Annotated in this window: 14 protein-coding genes, 1 tRNA gene and 1 rRNA gene; 9 read left to right on the top strand and 7 right to left on the bottom strand. The window is 69.9% G+C overall.

What is annotated here, in order from left to right; translation table 11 throughout:
* Window positions 1-24 precede the first annotated feature (24 nt).
* Window positions 25-1,077 (top strand): ATP-dependent DNA ligase, encoded by a 1,053-nt coding sequence (locus tag V6N00_RS12370; RefSeq protein WP_334232716.1) that lies wholly within the window; start codon window positions 25-27, stop codon window positions 1,075-1,077.
* A gap of 3 nt (window positions 1,078-1,080) precedes the next feature.
* On the opposite strand, the gene ligD is transcribed toward V6N00_RS12370, so the two are convergent.
* Complete coding sequence (gene ligD / locus V6N00_RS12375) at window positions 1,081-2,124, bottom strand: non-homologous end-joining DNA ligase (RefSeq protein WP_334232717.1); 1,044 nt, start codon at window positions 2,122-2,124, stop codon at window positions 1,081-1,083.
* Window positions 2,125-2,298: 174 nt separating this feature from the next.
* Here ligD and fdhA point away from each other — a divergent pair, with 174 nt between their 5' ends.
* Entirely contained in the window at window positions 2,299-3,513 is a 1,215-nt protein-coding gene (gene fdhA, locus V6N00_RS12380) for a formaldehyde dehydrogenase, glutathione-independent (RefSeq protein WP_334232718.1), read from the top strand.
* An 84-nt stretch (window positions 3,514-3,597) separates the two neighbouring features.
* On the opposite strand, the gene V6N00_RS12385 is transcribed toward fdhA, so the two are convergent.
* Window positions 3,598-4,569, bottom strand: a complete 972-nt coding sequence (locus V6N00_RS12385) for an LCP family protein (protein WP_334232719.1) — start codon at window positions 4,567-4,569, stop codon at window positions 3,598-3,600.
* Window positions 4,570-5,100: 531 nt separating this feature from the next.
* Between V6N00_RS12385 and V6N00_RS12390 the strand changes: the two genes are divergently transcribed.
* The gene (locus V6N00_RS12390) at window positions 5,101-7,887 is read left to right on the top strand and encodes an alkaline phosphatase family protein (protein ID WP_334232720.1); all 2,787 of its coding nucleotides are present in this window, start codon (window positions 5,101-5,103) and stop codon (window positions 7,885-7,887) included.
* 165 nt (window positions 7,888-8,052) lie between these two features.
* Window positions 8,053-8,592: an SRPBCC family protein gene (locus V6N00_RS12395; protein WP_334232721.1), complete on the top strand. Its 540-nt coding sequence runs from the start codon at window positions 8,053-8,055 to the stop codon at window positions 8,590-8,592.
* A 1-nt stretch (window position 8,593) separates the two neighbouring features.
* Here V6N00_RS12395 and V6N00_RS12400 read toward each other — a convergent pair.
* Window positions 8,594-8,670: transfer RNA gene (locus V6N00_RS12400), tRNA-Thr, on the bottom strand.
* A gap of 98 nt (window positions 8,671-8,768) precedes the next feature.
* A complete protein-coding gene (locus tag V6N00_RS12405) occupies window positions 8,769-9,662 on the bottom strand; it encodes a DsbA family protein (protein ID WP_334232722.1) in 894 nt (297 codons plus the stop codon).
* Between the two features lie 162 nt (window positions 9,663-9,824).
* On the opposite strand from V6N00_RS12405, the gene otsA reads away from it, so the two are divergent.
* The 4 genes from otsA (at window position 9,825) to V6N00_RS12425 (ending at window position 15,007) form a co-directional block, all read left to right on the top strand.
* Window positions 9,825-11,273, top strand: coding sequence for an alpha,alpha-trehalose-phosphate synthase (UDP-forming) (gene otsA / locus V6N00_RS12410; protein WP_334232723.1), 1,449 nt, complete (start codon window positions 9,825-9,827; stop codon window positions 11,271-11,273).
* 1 nt (window position 11,274) lies between these two features.
* Window positions 11,275-12,096: a trehalose-phosphatase gene (gene otsB, locus V6N00_RS12415; RefSeq protein WP_334232724.1), complete on the top strand. Its 822-nt coding sequence runs from the start codon at window positions 11,275-11,277 to the stop codon at window positions 12,094-12,096.
* 223 nt (window positions 12,097-12,319) lie between these two features.
* On the top strand, window positions 12,320-13,453 hold the full coding sequence (locus tag V6N00_RS12420) for an ABC transporter ATP-binding protein (protein ID WP_334232725.1): 1,134 nt from the start codon (window positions 12,320-12,322) through the stop codon (window positions 13,451-13,453).
* Between the two features lie 66 nt (window positions 13,454-13,519).
* Window positions 13,520-15,007: a DUF4032 domain-containing protein gene (locus tag V6N00_RS12425; protein WP_334232726.1), complete on the top strand. Its 1,488-nt coding sequence runs from the start codon at window positions 13,520-13,522 to the stop codon at window positions 15,005-15,007.
* 190 nt (window positions 15,008-15,197) lie between these two features.
* Here V6N00_RS12425 and V6N00_RS12430 read toward each other — a convergent pair whose 3' ends face one another.
* Window positions 15,198-16,499, bottom strand: a complete 1,302-nt coding sequence (locus V6N00_RS12430; RefSeq protein WP_334232727.1) for an alpha-amylase family glycosyl hydrolase — start codon at window positions 16,497-16,499, stop codon at window positions 15,198-15,200.
* A 185-nt stretch (window positions 16,500-16,684) separates the two neighbouring features.
* Here V6N00_RS12430 and V6N00_RS12435 point away from each other — a divergent pair, with 185 nt between their 5' ends.
* Window positions 16,685-18,157 (top strand): sugar porter family MFS transporter, encoded by a 1,473-nt coding sequence (locus tag V6N00_RS12435; protein WP_334232754.1) that lies wholly within the window; start codon window positions 16,685-16,687, stop codon window positions 18,155-18,157.
* A gap of 97 nt (window positions 18,158-18,254) precedes the next feature.
* Here V6N00_RS12435 and V6N00_RS12440 read toward each other — a convergent pair whose 3' ends face one another.
* The gene (locus V6N00_RS12440; RefSeq protein ID WP_334232728.1) at window positions 18,255-19,118 is read right to left on the bottom strand and encodes a patatin-like phospholipase family protein; all 864 of its coding nucleotides are present in this window, start codon (window positions 19,116-19,118) and stop codon (window positions 18,255-18,257) included.
* 523 nt (window positions 19,119-19,641) lie between these two features.
* A 5S ribosomal RNA gene (gene rrf / locus V6N00_RS12445) occupies window positions 19,642-19,758 on the bottom strand.
* Window positions 19,759-20,007: the final 249 nt, after the last annotated feature.

Genomic DNA, 20,007 nt, shown 5'->3' on the forward strand with positions numbered 1-20,007 from the left:
CCTCCCGCCCGTCACAATCGGTCCATGACCGCTCTGCGCGCCGACGACCCCGTCGCCCCCATGCTCGCCAAGGCCGTGGCCACGGTGCCCGCCCCGGACAGTGTGGCCGGCGGCCTGCAGTACGAGCCGAAGTGGGACGGGTTCCGGGCGATCATCTACGCCGCCGGCACCGACGTGCAGATCGGCAGCCGCGGGTCCAAGATGCTCACCCGTTACTTCCCCGAGGTGGTCGCGCAGATCGCCGAGCAGATCACGGTCCCGTGCGTGCTCGACGGCGAGCTCATCGTCCGCACCGGCGAGCGCGGGTCCGAGCGACTGGACTGGGAAGCGCTCAGCCAGCGCATCCACCCCGCCGCGAGCCGGGTGAAGAAGCTCGCCGAGGAGACCCCGGCGTCGTTCGTCGCCTTCGACCTGCTCTCCGAGGGCAGCACCAGCCTGCTCGGCGAGCCGCTGTCCGAACGGCGCGCGCGTCTGGAGAAGCTCGTCGGCCCGCTGACGGCGCCGCTCCACCTGAGCCAGACGACCGACGACCTGCCCACCGCACAGCGCTGGCTGGAGGAGTTCGAGGGCGCTGGCCTGGACGGCGTCGTCGCCAAGGCTCTGACGTCCCCCTACACGCCGAACAAGCGCACGATGCTCAAGGTCAAGCACCACCGCACCGCCGACGTCGTGGCCCTGGGCTATCGCATCCACAAGAGCGGGCAGGGCGTCGGCTCCATCCTGGTCGGGCTGTACCAGGGGGACGAGCTCTACGGCGTGGGCGGCGTCTCCGCCTTCAGCGACGCGCGCCGGCTCGAGTTGATCGACGAGCTCGCCCCGGTCGTCGAGCGGGACGAGCAGGGGGATCCGCTGACCGGCGAGGGCGAGCGCAACCGGTTCTCCTCGAACAAGGACACGTCGTTCGTCCGGCTGCGGCCCGAACGGGTGCTCGAGGTGCAGTACGACCAGATGGAGGGCATGCGCTTCCGGCACACCGCGCAGTTCGCCCGCTGGCGGCCGGACCGGGACGCGCGCTCGTGCACCTACGACCAGCTCGACGTCCCCGTCGCCTGGGACCTGAACGACGTCCTGCTCTGACCCTCAGTCCTGCTCCGCGGCCGGCTTCTTCTTCGCCCTGCTCGGTTGGACCCGCGGCGGCTCCCCCGGCATCTTCGGGAAGTCGGGCGGGAACGCGAGCTCGCCGAGTCCGTTCTCCAGGTCCCGTTCCCACCAGGACAGCGCGGTGTCCAGGGTGCCGGGCTGCGCGTGCATGTCCGCCCACGGGTCCCCGACGGAAGCGACCCGCTCCGGCACGGTGGCGATCGTCAGCTCCCGGGGGTCGACGTCGTCGAGCTCGTGCCAGCTGACCGGGCAGGAGACGGAGGCGTGTGGCAGGGCCCGCGGGCTGTAGGCCCCGGCGATCGTCCGGTCGCGGTTGGCCTGGTTGTAGTCGACGAAGATCCGCTCCCCGCGTTCCTCCTTCCACCACCTGGTCGTCACCGCGTCGGGCATCCGCCGCTCCAGCTCTCGGCCGATGGCGATGACGGCGTGCCGCACGTCGAGGAACTCGTGCTCGGGCGTGATGGGGGCATACACGTGCAGGCCGCGGTTGCCGGACGTCTTGAGGAAACCGGTCAGCCCCGCCTCGGCGAGCACGGCGCGCAGCTCGTGCGCGGCGGTCACCGCGTCGCTGAAGTCGGTGCCGGGTTGCGGGTCCAGGTCGATGCGCAGCTGGTCCGGGTTGTCCGTGAGCGGAGCCCGCGAGGCCCAGGGGTGGAAGACGACCGTGTTCATCTGCGCGGCCCAGACCGCCGCCGCGATCTCACGGATCACCACCTGCGGGTGGGAGCGGCCGCTCGGGTAGGTCACGGTCACCGCGTCGACGTAGTCGGGGGCTCCGCGCGGCGGGTTCTTGGAGAAGAACTCCTCACCCGTCACGTCCCCGGAGAACCGCTGCAGGGACACCGGCCGGCCCCCGTTGGCCGCCAGGAAGGGCTCGGCGACGGCGACGAGGTACTGGGCGAGGTCCAGCTTGGTGAGCCCGGCCTCGGGCCAGAGCACGCGCGAGGGGCTGGAGATGCGCACCTCCCGGTCACCGTCCGGACCGGGCACCGACAGGACGGTCGCGTCCTTCTCCTTCGCCATACCGTCAACCTACCCGGGAGTGCCCTGTGAGGCACTTCACAGCGGGGCAGGTCCGGCCTAGGCTCGGATGACCGGCGCTCCATGAGGTGCTGGCCTGCGTCGGCGGCAGTCCTGTTGTGATCGTTCACGGCCCCGGACTGCCCCGAACCGAACGACGACGGCGAAGGAGACATCATGGCGGACAACCGCGCGGTGAGCTACATGGGCCCGGGCAAGGTCGAGGTCAGGGACATCGACTACCCCACGTTCGAACTGAAGGACGGCCCGGGCGTCAATCCGGCCAACGTGGGCCGGAAGTTGCCCCACGCCGCGATCCTCAAGGTGGTGACCACGAACATCTGCGGATCCGACCAGCACATGGTCCGCGGCCGCACCACCGCACCCGAGGGCCTCGTCCTCGGGCACGAGATCACCGGCGAGGTGATCGAGACCGGCCCCGGCGTCGAGTTCATCAAGGTCGGCGACCTCTGTTCGGTGCCGTTCAACATCGCCTGCGGACGCTGCCGGAACTGCAAGGAGCGCAAGACCGGCATCTGCGAGAACGTCAACCCGGACCGGCCCGGCAGCGCCTACGGCTACGTCGACATGGGCGGCTGGGTCGGCGGCCAGGCGGAGTACGTGGTGGTTCCCTACGCCGACTGGAACCTCTTGAAGTTCCCGGACAAGGACCAGGCCATGGAGAAGATCCTCGACCTGACCATGCTCTCGGACATCTTCCCCACCGGTTTCCACGGCGCGGTGACGGCGGGCGTCGGCGTGGGCTCGACCGTCTACGTCGCGGGCGCGGGCCCGGTGGGCCTGGCCGCGGCGGCGAGCGCCCAGCTGCTCGGCGCCGCCGTCGTCATCGTCGGCGACATGAACACGCAGCGGCTCGAGCAGGCCCGCAGCTTCGGGTGCGAGACCATCGACCTCTCCGACGGCGAGCCGGCGGACCAGATCGAGCAGATCCTCGGGGTGGGTGAGGTCGACTGCGGCATCGACGCCGTCGGTTTCGAGGCGAAGGGTCACGGCCACAGTGGGCAGGAGGCGCCGGCCACGGTGCTGAACACCCTCATGGACATCACGGCGGCCGGTGGTGCGCTCGGCATCCCGGGCCTGTACGTGACGGGTGATCCGGGTGGCGTGGATGAGGCCGCCAAGAAGGGGTCGCTCTCCCTCTCGCTCGGCACCGGCTGGGCCAAGTCGCTCTCGTTCACGACCGGTCAGTGCCCGGTGATGAAGTACCACCGGGGCCTGATGAACGCGATCCTCCACGACCGCGTGCAGATCGCCAAGGCCGTGAACGCGACGACGATCAGCCTCGACGAGGCACCCCAGGGCTACGCCGACTTCGACTCGGGGGTCGCGAAGAAATTCGTGATCGACCCCCATGGGTCCGTCGCCGCCTGACGCGGGGACGGACAGGGGGGACCGGGGGCCGGGCGCCGAGGCGCCCGGCCCCTTCCGTGCGCGGGTCCCCCCGTCATCGATGCGTCAGCGTCCCGCGGCGTCCTGCGAGGCGAGCCACGAGCCGAGCGAGTCCTCCCGCAGCGCCCGGCCCACCGCCGTGATCGCCGCGGTGTCGGCGACGACGATCGACTGGCCGTCGGCCGACGTGCTCGTGCCCCGCGTCGGCAGCGTGAAGGACCGGACATCGCCCGCCCGCACCGCGTGCAGCGACAGGGCCAGTGACGCCATCGCGGTCGAGTCGAGGGTGGTGTCCACGCTCAGGTAGGGGCTGACGCGGTTCACGAGGTCCGCGACGCGCAGGGGATCGGTCAGCGTGCCGACGCTCAGGGCCTGATCCAGGATGGCCTTCAGGACGAGCTGCTGGTCCTTGACCCGCTGGTAGTCCCCGGTGGGGAACGCCTTGCGTTCGCGCACGAAGGCGAGCGCGGCGTCGCCGTCGAGGGTCTGCCGTCCCGCCCGGAAGGTGTGCTGACCGGAGGAGAAGGCCACCGGCACGTCGACCGTCACCCCGCCGAGGGCGTCGGTGGCCGCCCGGAAACCGTCGAAGTCGATGAGAGCGATGTGGTCGAGCCGGGCGCCGAACAGCTGCTCGAGCGTCTCGGCCGCGAGCGGGATGCCACCCTCGGCCATCGCCGCGTTGATCTTGGCCCGCCCGTGGCCGGGAATGGCCACCCAGGTGTCCCGCAGGATCGACATGAGGTAGACGTGCTTGCGGTCGGCCGGGATGTTGACCCAGATCATGGCGTCAGATCGCTGGTCGGACGCGACGCCGGCGGCGGCCTGCGACGGGGCGGCCCCGCGGCTGTCGCTGCCGAGCAGCAGCATGTTGACGGCGCCGTCCGCGCCGGCTGCAGGTCGCGACGCCTCGTCGGGGAACGCCTGACCGATCCGGTGGGCGTGGTCGTCGAAGGCGTGCCCGAGGGTCACCAGGTACGCGGCGGCCGCGAGCACGACGACGGCCAGCAGCGCCACCAGGACCACCGCGATGCGCAGCATCCTCCGGCGTCCCCGGTGCGGGTGACGCTCGTTCGCGCGCCCCTCATCGGACGCGCGGTCCATCACCTCGTCGACACGACCCATGTCCCCGTTCCCCCATCATCACCCGCTCCCCCGAGCGGTCCCGCGCACAGTATGTCACCGGCACCGTCACCGGCGAAGCACAGCGACGACGTCGATCCGCGGTCATCGGTCGGCCGCCGTCCGACCGCGCCGCCGACGTGCGCCCGGTCACTCGTGTTCCCTTCCCGTTGGAAGCGACGTCACCTGCTGGTCAGATCCGGGGAGAAGCCTGACAAGGCCGAACACCGGCCCTTCACGCGAGAGCCCCCCATGCAGCAGGGGGAGCCGCCGGGACTCCCCGTGGACCATCGCCCCCGTGCCGCCGGCACCCGGGCAGAGAACAACAGGAGCACCGCCATGGCCAGATGGAATCACGCTGCCACCGGATCCCCCGAGGAACCACAGTCCCGCCCGTCGGGGCTGCGCCGCCTGTCGGCGGCCGCCTCACGGCACCGACCGCTCACGATCGTGGCCGCCAGCTGCGCGCTCGTCCTGGCGGGCGGCGGCATCGCCGGCGCCTCGACACTGGCGTTCAACCAGTCGCACGTCGGGGACCAGACGGCGAAGGGTGAGCAGGTCTCGTCCAACCAGGTCGTCAAGCCCCTCGGCGACCGGCTGATGACGCCGTTCGGCAAGATCCTGGGCTCGACCGTCAGCCCCGACGGCCGCTACCTCGTCGGCACCAGCACCGACCGTTCGGTGGCCCTGCAGGTCTTCGACCTGAAGACCTACAAGCCCGTCGCCGCGGCGGGCACCCAGGCCGAGGCGGCGTTCGCGACCGCCGCCTCCAACGCCGGCCACCCAGGCATGGTCTACCAGAAGGTCGCCGACGGCTCGGTCGGCCAGGAAGGCCCGGTCTTCTCCCCCGACGGGAAGTTCCTCTACCAGCCCGTCGCGACCGGACTCGTCCGGTACCCCTTCAACGCCGACGGCTCCCTGGGCGCCGGCACGAAGATCAGCATCCCGACCGTGGACGGCAAGCAGGCGCTGACGGCGGGCATGGCCTTCTCCCCCGACGGCGACACCCTCTACGCCGCCGTCAACGGGCAGAACACCGTCGTCGCACTGGACCCGACCGCGGGCACCGTCAAGCAGACCTGGGCGACCGGGATCGCCCCGCGCCAGCTCCGTTTCGTCGGCTCCAGGCTGTACGTCTCGAACGAGGGCGGCCGCAAGGCAGCCGCGGGCGAGACGACGATGGACTCCTACGGCACGGCCGTCCCGGCCGATCCCCGGCTGGGCACCTCGACCACGGGGACGGTCAGCGTCATCGACACGGCGAACGCCGCAGCGCCCGTCGCATCGATCGACGTCCAGCTGCACCCGACGGCCATGTACCGCGACGGGTCCACCCTCTACGTCGCGAACACCAACAGCGACACCGTCTCGGTCGTGGACACCCGCACCAACACGGTCAAGCAGACCATCGCGACGCAGCCCTGGGCCTCCTCCAAGGTCGGGTACGAGCCGACCGGCATCACCATGCAGGGCGACCACCTGCTCGTCTCCCTCGGCCGGGCGAACGCGATCGCGGTCTACCAGGTCAACAAGCGGGACCCGCGGGACCCAACCAGCTTCATCGGCCTCCTCCCGACGGACTACTACCCCGGCGACGTCACGACCAACAACGGCCAGATCGTCGTCACCAACGTCCGGGGCATCGACGCGCGCGGCCCCGAACTGACCTTCTCCAAGGGCCCGGGCACGACGCCGGCGACCGGTCATGGCACGCACTCCACGACCGCGTCGCTCACCCGATTCACGCTGCCGGACGACCACCAGATCCGGAAGGACACCGCGACGGTGTTCCAGCAGAACGGGTGGGACGCGACGAAGACCAAGCAGGCGGAGGGCGCGAGCGCCGCGCACGTCAAGCCCGTGGCCGTGCCGAAGCGCATCGGCGACCCGTCGACCATCAAGCACGTGTTCCTCATCGTCAAGGAGAACCGCACGTACGACCAGGTGTACGGCGACATGAAGCAGGGCAACGGGGACGCCTCGCTCGCCCAGTTCGGGGCGAAGGTGACCCCGAACCAGCACGCCCTGGCCAGCCAGTTCGGTCTGTACGACAACACGTACGACATCGGCACCAACTCGGCCGAGGGTCACAACTGGATGATGCAGGGCGACGACCCGGCGTACACGGAGAAGAGCGCCGGCGAGTACAAGCGCTCGTACGACACCGAGGAGGACGTCCTGGGTCACCAGCGGTCCGGCTTCCTGTGGAACGCGATCCAGTCGGCCGGCAACACGGCCCGCAACTACGGCGAGTTCCTGTACGGCGAGGGCAAGCCGGCCGGCGCCACCTGGCAGCAGTACTACTGCGCGGCGAAGAGCACCATGGCCGGCGGGGACCCGAAGCAGTTGTTCACCCCGGACATCCAGCTGCACGCGAGCTCGGTGATCCCGTCGCTGAACGACATCACCGACCCGAATGCCGCGCCGTTCGACCTGCAGATCCCGGACATCTACCGCTACGAGACCTGGAAGCACGACTTCGAGGCCAACGGACCGAAGAACTTCCAGATGACGTGGCTGTCCAGCGACCACACGGGCGGGCCGGCCGACCCGGTGGCCCAGGTCGCGGACAACGACCTGGCGGTCGGGAAGATCGTCGACACGATCTCCCACTCGAAGTACTGGAAGGACTCGGCCATCTTCATCGCCGAGGACGACAGCCAGGACGGCGCCGACCACGTCGACGGCCACCGCGCCCCCGTGCAGGTCATCAGCCCGTACGCGGCGCACGGCAAGACTGTCAGCACCTTCTACTCGCAGATCAACATGATCCGCACCATCGAGCAGATCCTCGGCGCCCAGCCGCTGAACCAGAAGGTCGCGGCGGCGACCCCGATGCTCGACGCGTTCACCGACAAGGCGGACCTGCGGCCCTACACCGCGGTCCCGAACCAGGTTCCGCTCACCCAGGGCGTGAAGACCGCCCCGGAGTGCGGGCCGGACTCGCTCGGCCAGACCGGCGCGGCGGCCGCGGCGGTGCAGCGTGCCTCGGCGAAGGAGACGGCGGTGCCCGCCTCGATGCGCGGCGTCGCAGAGCAGTGGACGCAGTGGGCGGCCGACCAGCACGCCACGGGCGACGGCGCGAAGGAGGACGTCGCCAACCCGTACCTGTTCAACCGGTGGACCTGGTACCAGACCCACCACTGGACGACCCCGTACCCGGGTGACGCCAAGGTCTACGGCCCCGCCGACGTCCCGGGCATCCCGGCCGGCTCGACCAGCCATGAGGACGGCTGACCGGCGCTGAACGGCGCTGAGCGGCGGATGCTCCGCCGGTCGGCGCCGAACGCTCGCACGACACCGGAGGCCACCTCGGCGACAGAGGTGGCCTCCGGCGTGTGCGGAGCCGTTCGCGGCCCCGGTGGTCGCGTCGGCCTGTCGGCCCACGCCTATCATCGGGCCATGACGGCGCGGCTCTACGACCTCGACTCCACCTGGAGCCTCCCCGACGGCGTGGACGCGGTGTGGGACGTGATCGCCGACCCCCGGCTCGACTGGGCCGCGTGGTGGCCCGGCTGCACCGCGGCGAAGCCCGTCGAGCATGCCGACGAGCACGCCGACGACGACGGCGGCCGGTCCCGGGAGGCTCGCCTGCTCGCCTCCACGGCGACCTTCGACTTCCGCGCCTCGCTCGGCTACACGCTGCGCATCTCGTTCCACGCGACCCGGGTCGAGCGGTTGCGCGAGGTGGCGTTCGACGCCGGCGAGGACCTGTCCGGCACGGGAGCGGTCCGGCTCGCGCCGCGTGCGGACGGCGGCACCGACGTCGTCATCGGCTGGCAGGTCCGCCCCGTCCGCCGCTGGATGGCCGTCCTGAGCCCGGTCGCGGCCCCGCTCTTCACGCGGGCACATCACGCGATGATGCGGCGCGGGGAGGACGGGTTGCGCGACCATCTGGCGGCGCGACGCCGCGCGGCCGACGAAACCGCGCGAGGCGGGTGACTGGAGCCCCCTGCCGGATTCGAACCGGCGACCCTCTGTTTACAAGACAGATGCTCTGGCCGACTGAGCTAAGGGGGCGAGGTGCCGGGCGCACGACGCGTGCGCCCGGCGAAGCCGTGAGGACAGAGCCGTACAAGGCTAGCCCACGGCTCACGGCGCCGGGGGCCGTGGTGGGCTCACTTCCGGGCGGAGATGATCTTCTGCGCGAACTCGGTGAAGTCGCCCGAGTTGCTCCAGCGCTGACCGTCGACGAAGACGGTCGGCGTCCCGGTCACGCCGTCGGCGCGGCCCTGATCCGTCAGGTACTTCACGAACGGGCGATAGGTGCCGTTGTCGATGCAGCTGCCGATGTCACCGGCACCGGCGCTGCTGGCGAGCTGCTTGAGCTTGTCGTTCGACAGGCCCTCGCCACCCTCCTGCGGTTGCTGCTCGTAGGCGCTCTTGAGGAAGGCCTGCAGCTTGTCGGGCGCCGAGTTGGCGATGCAGTACGCGGCGTTAGCGCCGCGCGACGAGTAGTTCGTGGTCGAGGCGGAACCGTCGAGCAGGTTGGTCACGCGGTACTCGACGGTCGCCTTGCCGTCCTTCATCCACGTGTCCAGCTGGTTCGCGTAGGACGCCTCGAAGTTCTTGCAGACCGGGCAGGCCAGGTCGACGAAGATGACGATCTGCGCCGGTTTGCCGGAGGCGGCCTTCTCGACGCCGTGCGGCACGGGCTGCGCGGCCCCACTGGCGCTGGCGCTCGCGGTGGGTGACTGGGTGTCCTTGACGTTGACGTCACCTGACGCCGGCGAGGTGGCCAACTGATTCGGCTTGACGAGGGTGACGCCCCCGTACGCGTTGGTGTTCGCCGGGCTCGCCCCCGAGTCCGCGACCTGACCGCGGATGCCGTTCGCCACGATGAAGCCGATGACGACGGCGATCACCGCCACGGCCGCCACGATGCCCCAGATCGTGAACATCCGGTTCCGGCGCTCACGCTTGCGCTGTTGTTCGCGGATCAGGCGGGCCCGCTCGCGGGCCGCCGACTGGCGCTGGGACTTGGTCTGACGGGGTTCGTTCTGCGGACTCATGCATCCTCGAGAATCGGACGGCGACACGGCGCAAGGGCCGAAGGACACCTCATTCTAGGCAGCCACCCTGAACGCCCGCCGACGCCAAGTAAGCTGAGGAACCAGACCGCTCTCCCCGTCATCCGCGTCGCCCGTGCGGCCGGGAAAGGACGTGCTCACCTCATGGCCGACACCGCCGTTTCTCTCGATCCCGGGCCCGGGCCGACGCCTCCGGGCGACTACGACTTCATCGTCGTGTCCAACCGCCTGCCCGTGGACCGCGTGACGATCGACGGGCAGTCGGACTGGCGGCGCTCCCCCGGCGGCCTCGTCACCGCCCTGGCTCCCGTGATGGAGCACGCCGACGGCGCGTGGGTGGGCTGGAACGGCGCCAGCGACGAGCCGCTCGACGAGTTCGACCACAGCGGCATGCACCTCGTGCCGGTGGACCTGTCCGCCCGCGAGGTCGAGCTGTACTACGAGGGCTTCGCCAACGCCACGCTGTGGCCGCTCTACCACGACGTCATCGCGCCGCCGGAGTTCCATCGGACCTGGTGGGACGCGTACCGCCGCGTCAACCGCCGGTTCGCCGAGGCGTCGGCGAATGCCGCCGCCGAGGGCGCGACCGTGTGGGTGCAGGACTACCAGCTCCAGCTCGTGCCCGCGATGCTCCGCCAGCTCCGCCCCGACCTGCGCATCGGCTTCTTCAACCACATCCCGTTCCCGCCGCTGGAGATCTACGCGCAACTGCCGTGGCGCCAGCAGGTGCTCGAGGGCCTCGCCGGCGCCGACCTGATCGGCTTCCAGCGCCCGGGCGACGCGCAGAACTTCACCCGCTGTGTGCGGCGCTTCCTCGGCGCGCAGAGCCGGCAGGGCATCTTCACGATCACCGACGAGGACGGTGCGGAGCGGCAGGTGGAGGCCCGCGCCTTCCCCATCTCCATCGACTCCCGGCACATCGCCGACCTCGCCGCCGATCCCGCCGTCGTCGAGCGGGCCCGGCAGATCCGGCACGAGCTCGGCGATCCGACCACCCTGCTGCTCGGCGTCGACCGGCTCGACTACACCAAGGGCATCCCCGAGCGCCTCAAGGCCTTCGGCGAGCTGCTCGAGGACCACCGGGTCAGCGTCGAGGACTGCACGCTCGTGCAGGTGGCCAGCCCGAGCCGCGAGCGCGTCGAGCACTACAAGACGCTCCGGGACGACGTCGAGTCCACCGTCGGGCGCATCAACGGCACCTACGACACCCTCGAGAAGACGGCCATCCGCTACCTGCACCAGAGCTACCCGGTGGAGGAGATGGTCGCCCTCTACCTGGCGGCGGACGTCCTGCTCGTCACCGCCCTGCGGGACGGCATGAACCTCGTGGCCAAGGAGTACGTGGCGGCCCGGACCCGCAACAACGGGGTGCTCGTGCTCAGCGAGTTCACCGGTGCGGCGGAGCAGCTGCGGCAGGCGCTGCTCGTCAACACCCACGACATCGACGGGGTCAAGAACGCCATCGTGCGCGCCATCCACATGGAGCCCCGGGAGGCCGCCCGCCGGATGCGCGCGATGCGCAAGCAGGTGCTCGAGCACGACGTGAAGCGGTGGTCCACCGATTTCCTGTCCGCCCTGCAGGAGAGCCGCTGACATGGGGCTCGATGACCGGCTGCAGCACGCCCTCGAGCGGCTCGCGTTCACGCCGGTCCTGCTCGTGTGCATGGACTTCGACGGCACGCTGGCCCCGCTGACGGATCGCGCCGAGGACGCCCGTGCGCTGCCCTCCGCGAGCACGGCCCTCGCCGGTCTGAACACCCTGCCCGAGACGCGCACCGCCCTGGTGTCCGGCCGCGCGCTCGCGTCGCTGCGCGACGTCGCCTCCCCGGACGAGCGGACGCTGCTCATCGCGAGCCACGGCGCCGAGACCTGGCTCGGCCCCGAGGCGGCGCCCCTGGAGCTGGACGACCGGCAACGCCGCCTCCTCGAGACCGTCACCGGGACGATCCGCCGGATCGTCGAGGCCCACCCGGGCTCGAGCCTGGAGGAGAAGCCGGCCGGCGCCGTCCTGCACACCCGCCGTGCCGCCCCGGAGGTCGACGAGGCCGCCACCGCCGAGGCGCTGCGCGTGCTGGACGGGATGGACGGCGTGCACGTGATGCAGGGCAAGAAGGTGGTCGAGGCCTCGGTCGTCTCCGCGTCCAAGGGCGACGGCCTGGCCACGCTGCGCGACCTGACCGGCGCGACCGGCATCCTCTTCGCCGGGGACGACGTCACCGACGAGGCCGGGTTCGCCGCGCTGGCCTCCGGTGACGTGGGGGTCAAGGTGGGCGACGGGCAGACCGCCGCCGCCTATCGCACCGATGACCCCGAGCACGTCGCCGTCCTGCTGGAGACGATCCTGCGGCTGCGGCGCGAGGCCCTCGACATGCCCCCGCTCGACCGGGAGGGCGTCGGGCCCAGCCTCGACGAGTAGCCGGCCTCGACGAGTAGCCGGTTTCGCCGGGCAGCCCCCGGGTGTTCCCTCCGGCGGCCACCCGGAAGCGCTTGCGACTGCTGTGGCATAATGTCCGCGAGTGCGTGAAACACGTCACAGTCACGACGTCGTCGTGACCGTCATGACTGGTCAGCGCCACTCGTGCATCCCGCTCACAACGGATCGTCCGGCACGTACCTGCCGGTGAAGGGAAGGAATCATCATGGCCACGGTCAGATTCGACAACACCACCCGCATCTACCCGGGTTCGGACAAGCCCTCGGTGGACAAGCTCAGCCTCGACATCGCCGACGGCGAGTTCCTCGTCCTGGTCGGCCCGTCCGGTTGCGGCAAGTCCACGTCGCTGCGCATGCTCGCCGGCCTCGAGGACATCAACTACGGCAAGATCTGGATCGGCGACAAGGACGTCACCGACGTCCCCCCGAAGGACCGGGACATCGCCATGGTGTTCCAGAACTACGCGCTCTACCCCCACATGACCGTCGCGGACAACATGGGCTTCGCCCTGAAGATCGCCGGTGTGGACAAGGAGGAGCGGATGCGCCGGGTGCGCGAGGCCGCCAAGCTCCTCGACCTCGAGCAGTACCTCGACCGCAAGCCGAAGGCCCTCTCGGGCGGCCAGCGCCAGCGCGTCGCGATGGGCCGCGCGATCGTCCGCAGCCCGCAGGTCTTCCTCATGGACGAGCCGCTCTCCAACCTCGACGCCAAGCTGCGCGTGCAGACCCGCACCCAGATCGCGTCCCTGACCCGCCGGCTCGGCGTCACCACGGTCTACGTGACCCACGACCAGGTAGAGGCCATGACGATGGGTGACCGGGTCGCGGTGCTCAAGGACGGGCTGCTGCAGCAGGTCGACACCCCGCGCAATCTGTACGACCACCCGAACAACGTGTTCGTGGCCGGGTTCATCGGCTCGCCCGCCATGAACCTGGTGGAGCTGCCCGTCGTCGACGGCGGCGTGAAGTTCGGCGACGCCGTCTACCCGGTGCCGCGGGACATCCTGCAGGAGGCCGCGGGCAACACCGTGACCCTCGGGGTGCGGCCCGAGGACCTCGAGATGGCCGGCGCGGGCGAAGGCCTGCCGGTCGAGGTCGACGTCGTCGAGGAGCTCGGCGCCGACGCCTACGTGTACGGTCACACCACCATCGGGGACCGGGACCACACCATCACGGCCCGCGCCGACGGTCGCCGCCCACCGCGTGCCGGGCAGACCGTGCACGTCCGGCCGCAGGCAGGCCACGTCCACCTGTTCGACACGAAGACCGGGCTGCGCCTGGGCGACGGGGGCCCCGCGGCTGACACTCCGCAGGCGAGCCTCTCCGACGTCGTCGAGTGACCCGTCGGGTACGGCCGTGACCCTCCGCCCGGCCACCCACGCAGACATCCAGCAGGAGGACCACGCATGAACGGACCCGCCGGAACCCCCGCACCCACCGAGGGCGCCGGCGGGTCCGCTGCGTCGACGTCGTCCCCGGATCCGTCCGGGGACGACAACGCAACCACCGCGCTGCCCACGCCCGACGCCGGCGCCCAGCCCGCCACGCCGTCCGGTACCGCCGCCTGGGAGGAACCCCAGGAGTGGTCCGCGAAGGGCCGGCTGCCCCGCGGCGGCACCGACCGTCCGCGCGCCGAGGGCGCCGGACCGGCCTCGCTGAGCATCACCGCGGCCGCCACGGTGCCCGAGCTGCTCGACCTGCCGTGGGACGTGCCGCTCGAGGAGTGGCCGGAACACAACCTGGCGTCCCTGCCGCGCGGCATCTCCCGGCACGTCGTCCGGTTCGCTCATCTGGCCGGGGCCGTCGTCGCCGTGAAGGAGACCAGCGACCACATCGCGCGGCACGAGTTCCACATCCTCCGGCGCCTGCAGCGCCTCGATGTCCCGTGCGTCGAGCCCGTGGCCATCGTCAGCAACCGGCGCGACGCCGACGGCCAGGAGCTCGCGACGGCCCTCGTCACCCGGCACCTGAAGTTCTCGCTCCCCTACCGGGCGCTCTTCTCCCAGCAGTTGAAACCGGACACCCTCACCCGGCTCATCGACGCCCTCGCGCTGCTGCTCGTCCGGCTGCACCTGGTCGGCTTCTACTGGGGCGACGTGTCCCTGTCCAACACCCTGTTCCGGCGCGACGCCGGCTCCTTCGCCGCCTATCTCGTGGACGCGGAGACCGGGGAGATCTATCCCGAGCTGTCCGCGGGGCAGCGGGAGTACGACCTGGAGATCGCGCGAGTCAACATCGCCGGCGAGCTGATGGACCTGATGGAGGGCGGCCTCGTCGACGCCGTCGATCCGATCGAGACCAGCGAACGCATCATGGACTCCTACCGACGGCTGTGGTCGGAGCTGCTGGACATCGAGTCCTTCAAGGCCACGGACAAGTGGCGGGTCGCCGAGCGGATCCGCCGGCTGAACGACCTGGGGTTCGACGTCGAGGAGTACTCGATCACCACGAGCGCGGAGGGCACCACCTTCCTGCTGCAGCCCAAGGTCGTCGACGCCGGGCACCACGCGCGCCGCCTGCTCCGGCTGACGGGGCTCGACGTGCAGGAGAACCAGGCGCGCCGGCTGCTCAACGACATGGACACCTACCGGGCCGCCAACCACCCCGACCTGGACGAGGACTACGCCGCACACCTGTGGCTGCAGCAGGTGTTCGAGCCGATCGTGCGGTCCATCCCCCGCGACCTGGCGGGCAAGCTGGAACCGCCCGAGGTGGTGCACGAGGTGCTCGAGCACCGGTGGTACATGTCGGAGCGGCAGCAGCGGTTCATCCCGCTCTCGGAGGCCGTGACCTCCTACATGGAGGACATCCTGCGTCACCGCCGGGACGAGGCGAACATCCTCATCAACCCGGACACCCGCACTCTCGCGGTGCTGAGCACCGAGGACGACTGACCTTTCGGCGGAACGACCCCGGACATGCATGCGGCCGGCACCCCCCAGAGGTGCCGGCCGTCGACGATCCTATCAGCTCGACGGGGTGTCGAGAAACTCATCGAGCGTCGCGAATCGACGAATTCCCGCGGTCTGAACAGTCCCGCTTCTGACGTGGGCGTTCAGCTCGACCCGGCGGGAATCGAAACGGTCAGTCGGTCGACGACGTCGGTCCGAGGACGGCGATCTGCCACCCGTGCGCCGCGACCGCACCCGGGGTGCGACTGCCGTCGGAGGCGGCCAGCACCTGGCCGGCCGGGACGGACCGTGGCTCGTCCTCCAGGTTCAGGTTCAGGCGCAACCGTGCCCCGTCCGTGGTGGCCCCGAGTTCGAGGAAGGCGTTCTCGACGGTGACGACCTCGAGCTCGGCGCTCTGCAGCCCGGGATGGCGCCGGCGCACGGAGATCAGCTCCTGGATGCGGTGGTAGGTGTCCCACCCGTGCAGGCCCTCGCCGCCGTGGGGGAACGGCGGCCGGATCTCGTCGTCGCCGCCGAGCCGTTCCTCCTTGACCCCGGCGAAGGACTGCTCGTCCCCGTAGTACACGCTCGGCACGCCGGGCAGGAAGAACAGGAGCGCCTGGGCGTGGTCCCGGTGGTCGGCGCGCTGGATGCGGCTGGCGAGCCGGGTGACGTCGTGGTTGCCGAGGAACGTCATCGGCAGGAACCGTCGGCAGAACGTCGCGTGGCGCCCGAGCGCGTGCTCGAGCTCGAAGAAGTTGACGTCGTTGATGGAACTCCAGATGGCCTTCCACAGCTCGTACTGCGTGACCGAGTCCAGTCCGGAGGCGGTCACGTAGTCGACGTAGTCCCCGTGGATCATCTCCCCGACCGCCCAGAACTCGGGGTGGGCCTCTCGCGGCCCGGCGAGGGCACCGGCCCAGAAGTCCGGTGGCACGGCATACGCCGCGTCGAGCCGCCACCCGTCCGCGCCACGGTCGAGCCAGTGGTTCATGACGTCGCCCACGTACTCGACGACGGCGGGGTGGTCGTGGTTCAGTGCGACGAGACCCTCGTGCCCCTCGAACGTCGCGGCGCGGCGCTGCCCGTCGACGTCCTCCCAGCGGAACCACGCCGCCGCGTCCGACTCCGGGCCGTTCGCCTCCGCCCGCTGCAGCATGCTGAAGTCACGGCCGACGTGATTGAAGACGCCGTCGAGCAGCACCTTGATGCCGCGCGCGTGCGCCTCGTCGATCAGCTGGTCGAAGTCGCGGTCGTCACCGAGCCGCGGATCGATCGTGTAGTGGTCGACGGTGTCGTACCCGTGGGAGGCGGAGAGGAAGATGGGTCCGAGGGCCAGGCCGTTGCAGCCGAGTTCGACGAGGTAGTCCAACCACCCGGTCAGGTCTGCCAGGCGGTGCCGCACCGAGTCGCCGGCCTCACGGAGGGTGTGCTCGGCGCCGGTGAAACCGAGCGGGTACACGTGCCACCAGATGGCATGCTCGATCCAGCCCACGTCCTCCGCCTCCTCGTCGACGTGTTCACTCTACGCATAGCGACCCGTCCCGTCAGGGACCTCGAGCGCGCAGGTCAGCGCGTCGCGCGGCTGCCTCGTCAGGAGTAGTTTGGGTCGGAACCAGGGCACTGCGCAGTATCCAATGACGGAGGCGGATCGTGAGTCAATCAGCAAGCGGCGGTGGAGTGGAGCCGGACCACTCGACCTACGGCTATCACCCGGAACAGCACGCCGGCCGAGCGGTCATCATCTCGATCGCCGCGGCCGTGGGCGGGTTCCTCTTCGGCTTCGACAGCTCCGTGATCAACGGCGCCGTCGACGCCCTCGCCAAGGACTTCGCCCTCCCGGCCGCACTGACCGGCGTCATCGTCTCGATCGCCCTCATCGGTTCGGCGGTCGGCGCCTGGTTCGCCGGTCCCCTCGCCGACCGCTGGGGACGCCTGCGGGTCATGTTCGTCGGTGCGATCCTGTTCCTGATCTCCTCCCTCGGCTCGGGCTTCGCCTTCGCCGCGTGGGATCTCGCCATCTGGCGGCTCATCGGCGGTGTCGGCATCGGTATCGCGTCGGTGATCGGGCCGACGTACATCTCGGAGATCGCCCCGTCCCGCCTGCGTGGCCGGTTGGCCTCCCTCCAGCAGATGGCGATCGTGCTCGGCATCTTCGTCGCCCTGCTCTCCGACGCGTGGCTGGCAACGTCCGCCGGCAGCGCGAACAGCACGCTGTGGGCGGGTATCTCCGCCTGGCGCTGGATGTTCCTCGTGGGCGTGGTCCCCTCGGTGGTCTACGGTGTGATGGCGCTGACCATCCCGGAGTCGCCGCGCTTCCTCGTCAGCCGCGGGCGGGACGCGAAGGCTGCCTCCGTGCTCGAGGAGGTGCTCGGGGAGACCCGCGAGCAGGTCGAGAAGCGGGTGGCCGCGATCCGGGAGTCGGTGCACAGGGAGGAGAAGCCCTCCTACCGCGACGTCCGGGACAAGAAGTACTTCCTGCTACCGATCGTGTGGACCGGCATCCTGCTGGCCGCGTTCCAGCAGTTCGTGGGCATCAACGTGATCTTCTACTACTCGACCTCGCTGTGGAGCTCGGTCGGGTTCAACGAGAGCTTCTCCTTCACCGCCTCGGTGATCACCTCGGTCATCAACGTGCTGGTCACCATCATCGCGATCGCCCTCGTCGACCGGATCGGCCGTCGGCTTCTCCTGCTGATCGGCTCGCTGGGCATGGCCGTGTGCCTCGCCGTCATGGCCATGGGCTTCGGCACGGCCTCGATGGTCAACGGCGCCCTGCAGCTGCCCCAGGGATGGGGTCAGGTCACCCTGATCGCGGCGAATGCGTTCGTCGTGTTCTTCGGCGCCACGTGGGGCCCGGTCATGTGGGTCCTGCTGGGCGAGATGTTCCCCAACAGCATCCGCGGGTACGCCATGGCGATCGCGACCGCCACGAACTGGATCGCCAACTGGCTCGTCACCCTGAGCTTCCCGGTCCTTCGCGACATGTCGCTGTCCTTCACGTACGGGCTGTACGCCTTCTTCGCGCTCGTCTCGTTCTTCTTCGTGTTCTTCCGGGTGCCCGAGACGAAGGGCAAGGAACTCGAGGACATGACGACGGACTTCAAGGTCGAACGGCGCGGGCGCAACCGGACTGCCGCAGCGACGCGCTGACCCTGTCCGCACCCACGACAGCGGCCGCTCACCTCCTCGGTGGGCGGCCGTCGGCGTGTCTGCGCTGCCACAGCGGTGGCAGGGCGGTCGCGTCTCGTCAGCCCCAGAAGGTCGAGAGTCGTTCGGCCTGCGCGAGGCCCAGCTCGAATCCGGCGCGTGCAGCGTCCGGGCGCAGCGACGGATTCATCGCGTTGGCGCCGAACAGGTGCTCCTCCTCCGCGCGGGGGGCGAGCACCTCCACGGCGCTGCCGGCGTGCCGGAGTTCGTCGACCTGGGCCGCGAGCTGCGTCTTCCACGTCGCGGGATGCAGGGACCTGCCACCGAAGGGTGTGAGCACCAGCACCCGTGCACACCCGGCCCCCAGATCGGCGTTCTCGTTCCTGCGGTACCCGCCGTCGAGGTACCAGCGGTCGCCGATCCGGTAGGGCGGAACACCCGAACCGTTGGAACAACTGGCGGCGACGGCGTCCACGAGCTCGACTCCACTGTTCCGGTCGAAGACGACCGGCTCACCGGTCCGAGCATCGACCGCGGTGATGTGGATCTCACGGTCCGGCCAGTCAGGGCTCGGCAGTCGTGATGCCACGGTCGCTCGCCATCGATCCCGGACGGACCCGTCCGACACAGCCTGCTCGAGCGACGCGGCACCGATTCTGCGTCGCATGTCCATGGAATCGGCTGCGGCGGCGATGATCGCTTTGAGTCGCTCCAGATGAGGGGTGACGGCGCGGGACGGTGGCTGCACGATTTGCCTGGATCCCGGCCGTGGGGAGGCCGCGGGCGTGAGGGCCGCGGCCAGCAGGTCGGAGACGTTCGTCCCGGTGATCTGGGCCGCGGCTGTCGACCCGGCCGAGGTGCCGATGATGCGGTCGGCGTCGGTCACCGGTGTGCCCGCCTCGGCGAGGCCGGCGATGACGCCGATCAACCAGGCGTTGCCGGTCGATCCGCCTCCGCCGAGCACGAGCGCTCGACTTCTTGGATGTGTTGGGAAGCCACCATCGGTCTGCTGAGCACGCCGATGGACTCCGGTGCGGCCTGCGCCGGCTGTCGCGGAGTCCTGGGTTGAGAATGAAGAAAAGATTGCGTTGTTCACGGGAGTCGCCTTCGCTCGATCGGCGGGCGCTCCGACGGCGACGTGTCAGTCGCGGAATCGTGGATGGCGGGGAGCACCCAGGGACACTGCGTTCATGGGTCTCACCTCCTGCGGCTTTGTCACGATCAGAAGAACAATCGCACACCGTGAGCTGACGCGCAACAGCGATTCGGTGGGAACGGCGCGGATGAGGACGCTACGGCATCGTTCGTCGACGTGGACCGGGCGTGGTCACGGGCGCAGTCGCCACGTGCCGGAGGCTCCCGATGCGGAGAAAGCGAAACCCACGCCGGCGGAGGCCAGTACACATCGTGTTAAATGCGAGAGGCCTCGGACCGTGGCCCCTGCGTCGTTGCAGGGGGGGTGGTCCGAGGCGTCTCGGTTACGGGTTGTCCGGCGGTGTCCTACTCTCCCACACCCTCACGAGTGCAGTACCATCGGCGCTGTGGGTCTTAGCTTCCGGGTTCGGGATGGGTCCGGGCGTTTCCCCCACGCTATGGCCGCCGTAACACTATTCCCCCATTTCCGGGGTGAACCTGTGGGACACCAGCTGGTCGGTGTCGTTCTTTCCCTGATGTTCCCCCATCCATCACACGTGAGAAGTGTGTTGGGGTGGGGTTTGTTGATCGGGAGCTGCATGGTGGACGCGAACAGGGTAATCCTGGCCACCACACCAGTTGCCTGGGTGGTGTGTGGTGTAAGTTGTTGGCCTATTAGTACCGGTCAGCTTCACGAGTCTTCAGTCCTCGCTTCCACA

Source organism: Tersicoccus mangrovi (assembly GCF_036881825.1).
GTDB classification, from domain to species: domain Bacteria; phylum Actinomycetota; class Actinomycetes; order Actinomycetales; family Micrococcaceae; genus Tersicoccus; species Tersicoccus mangrovi.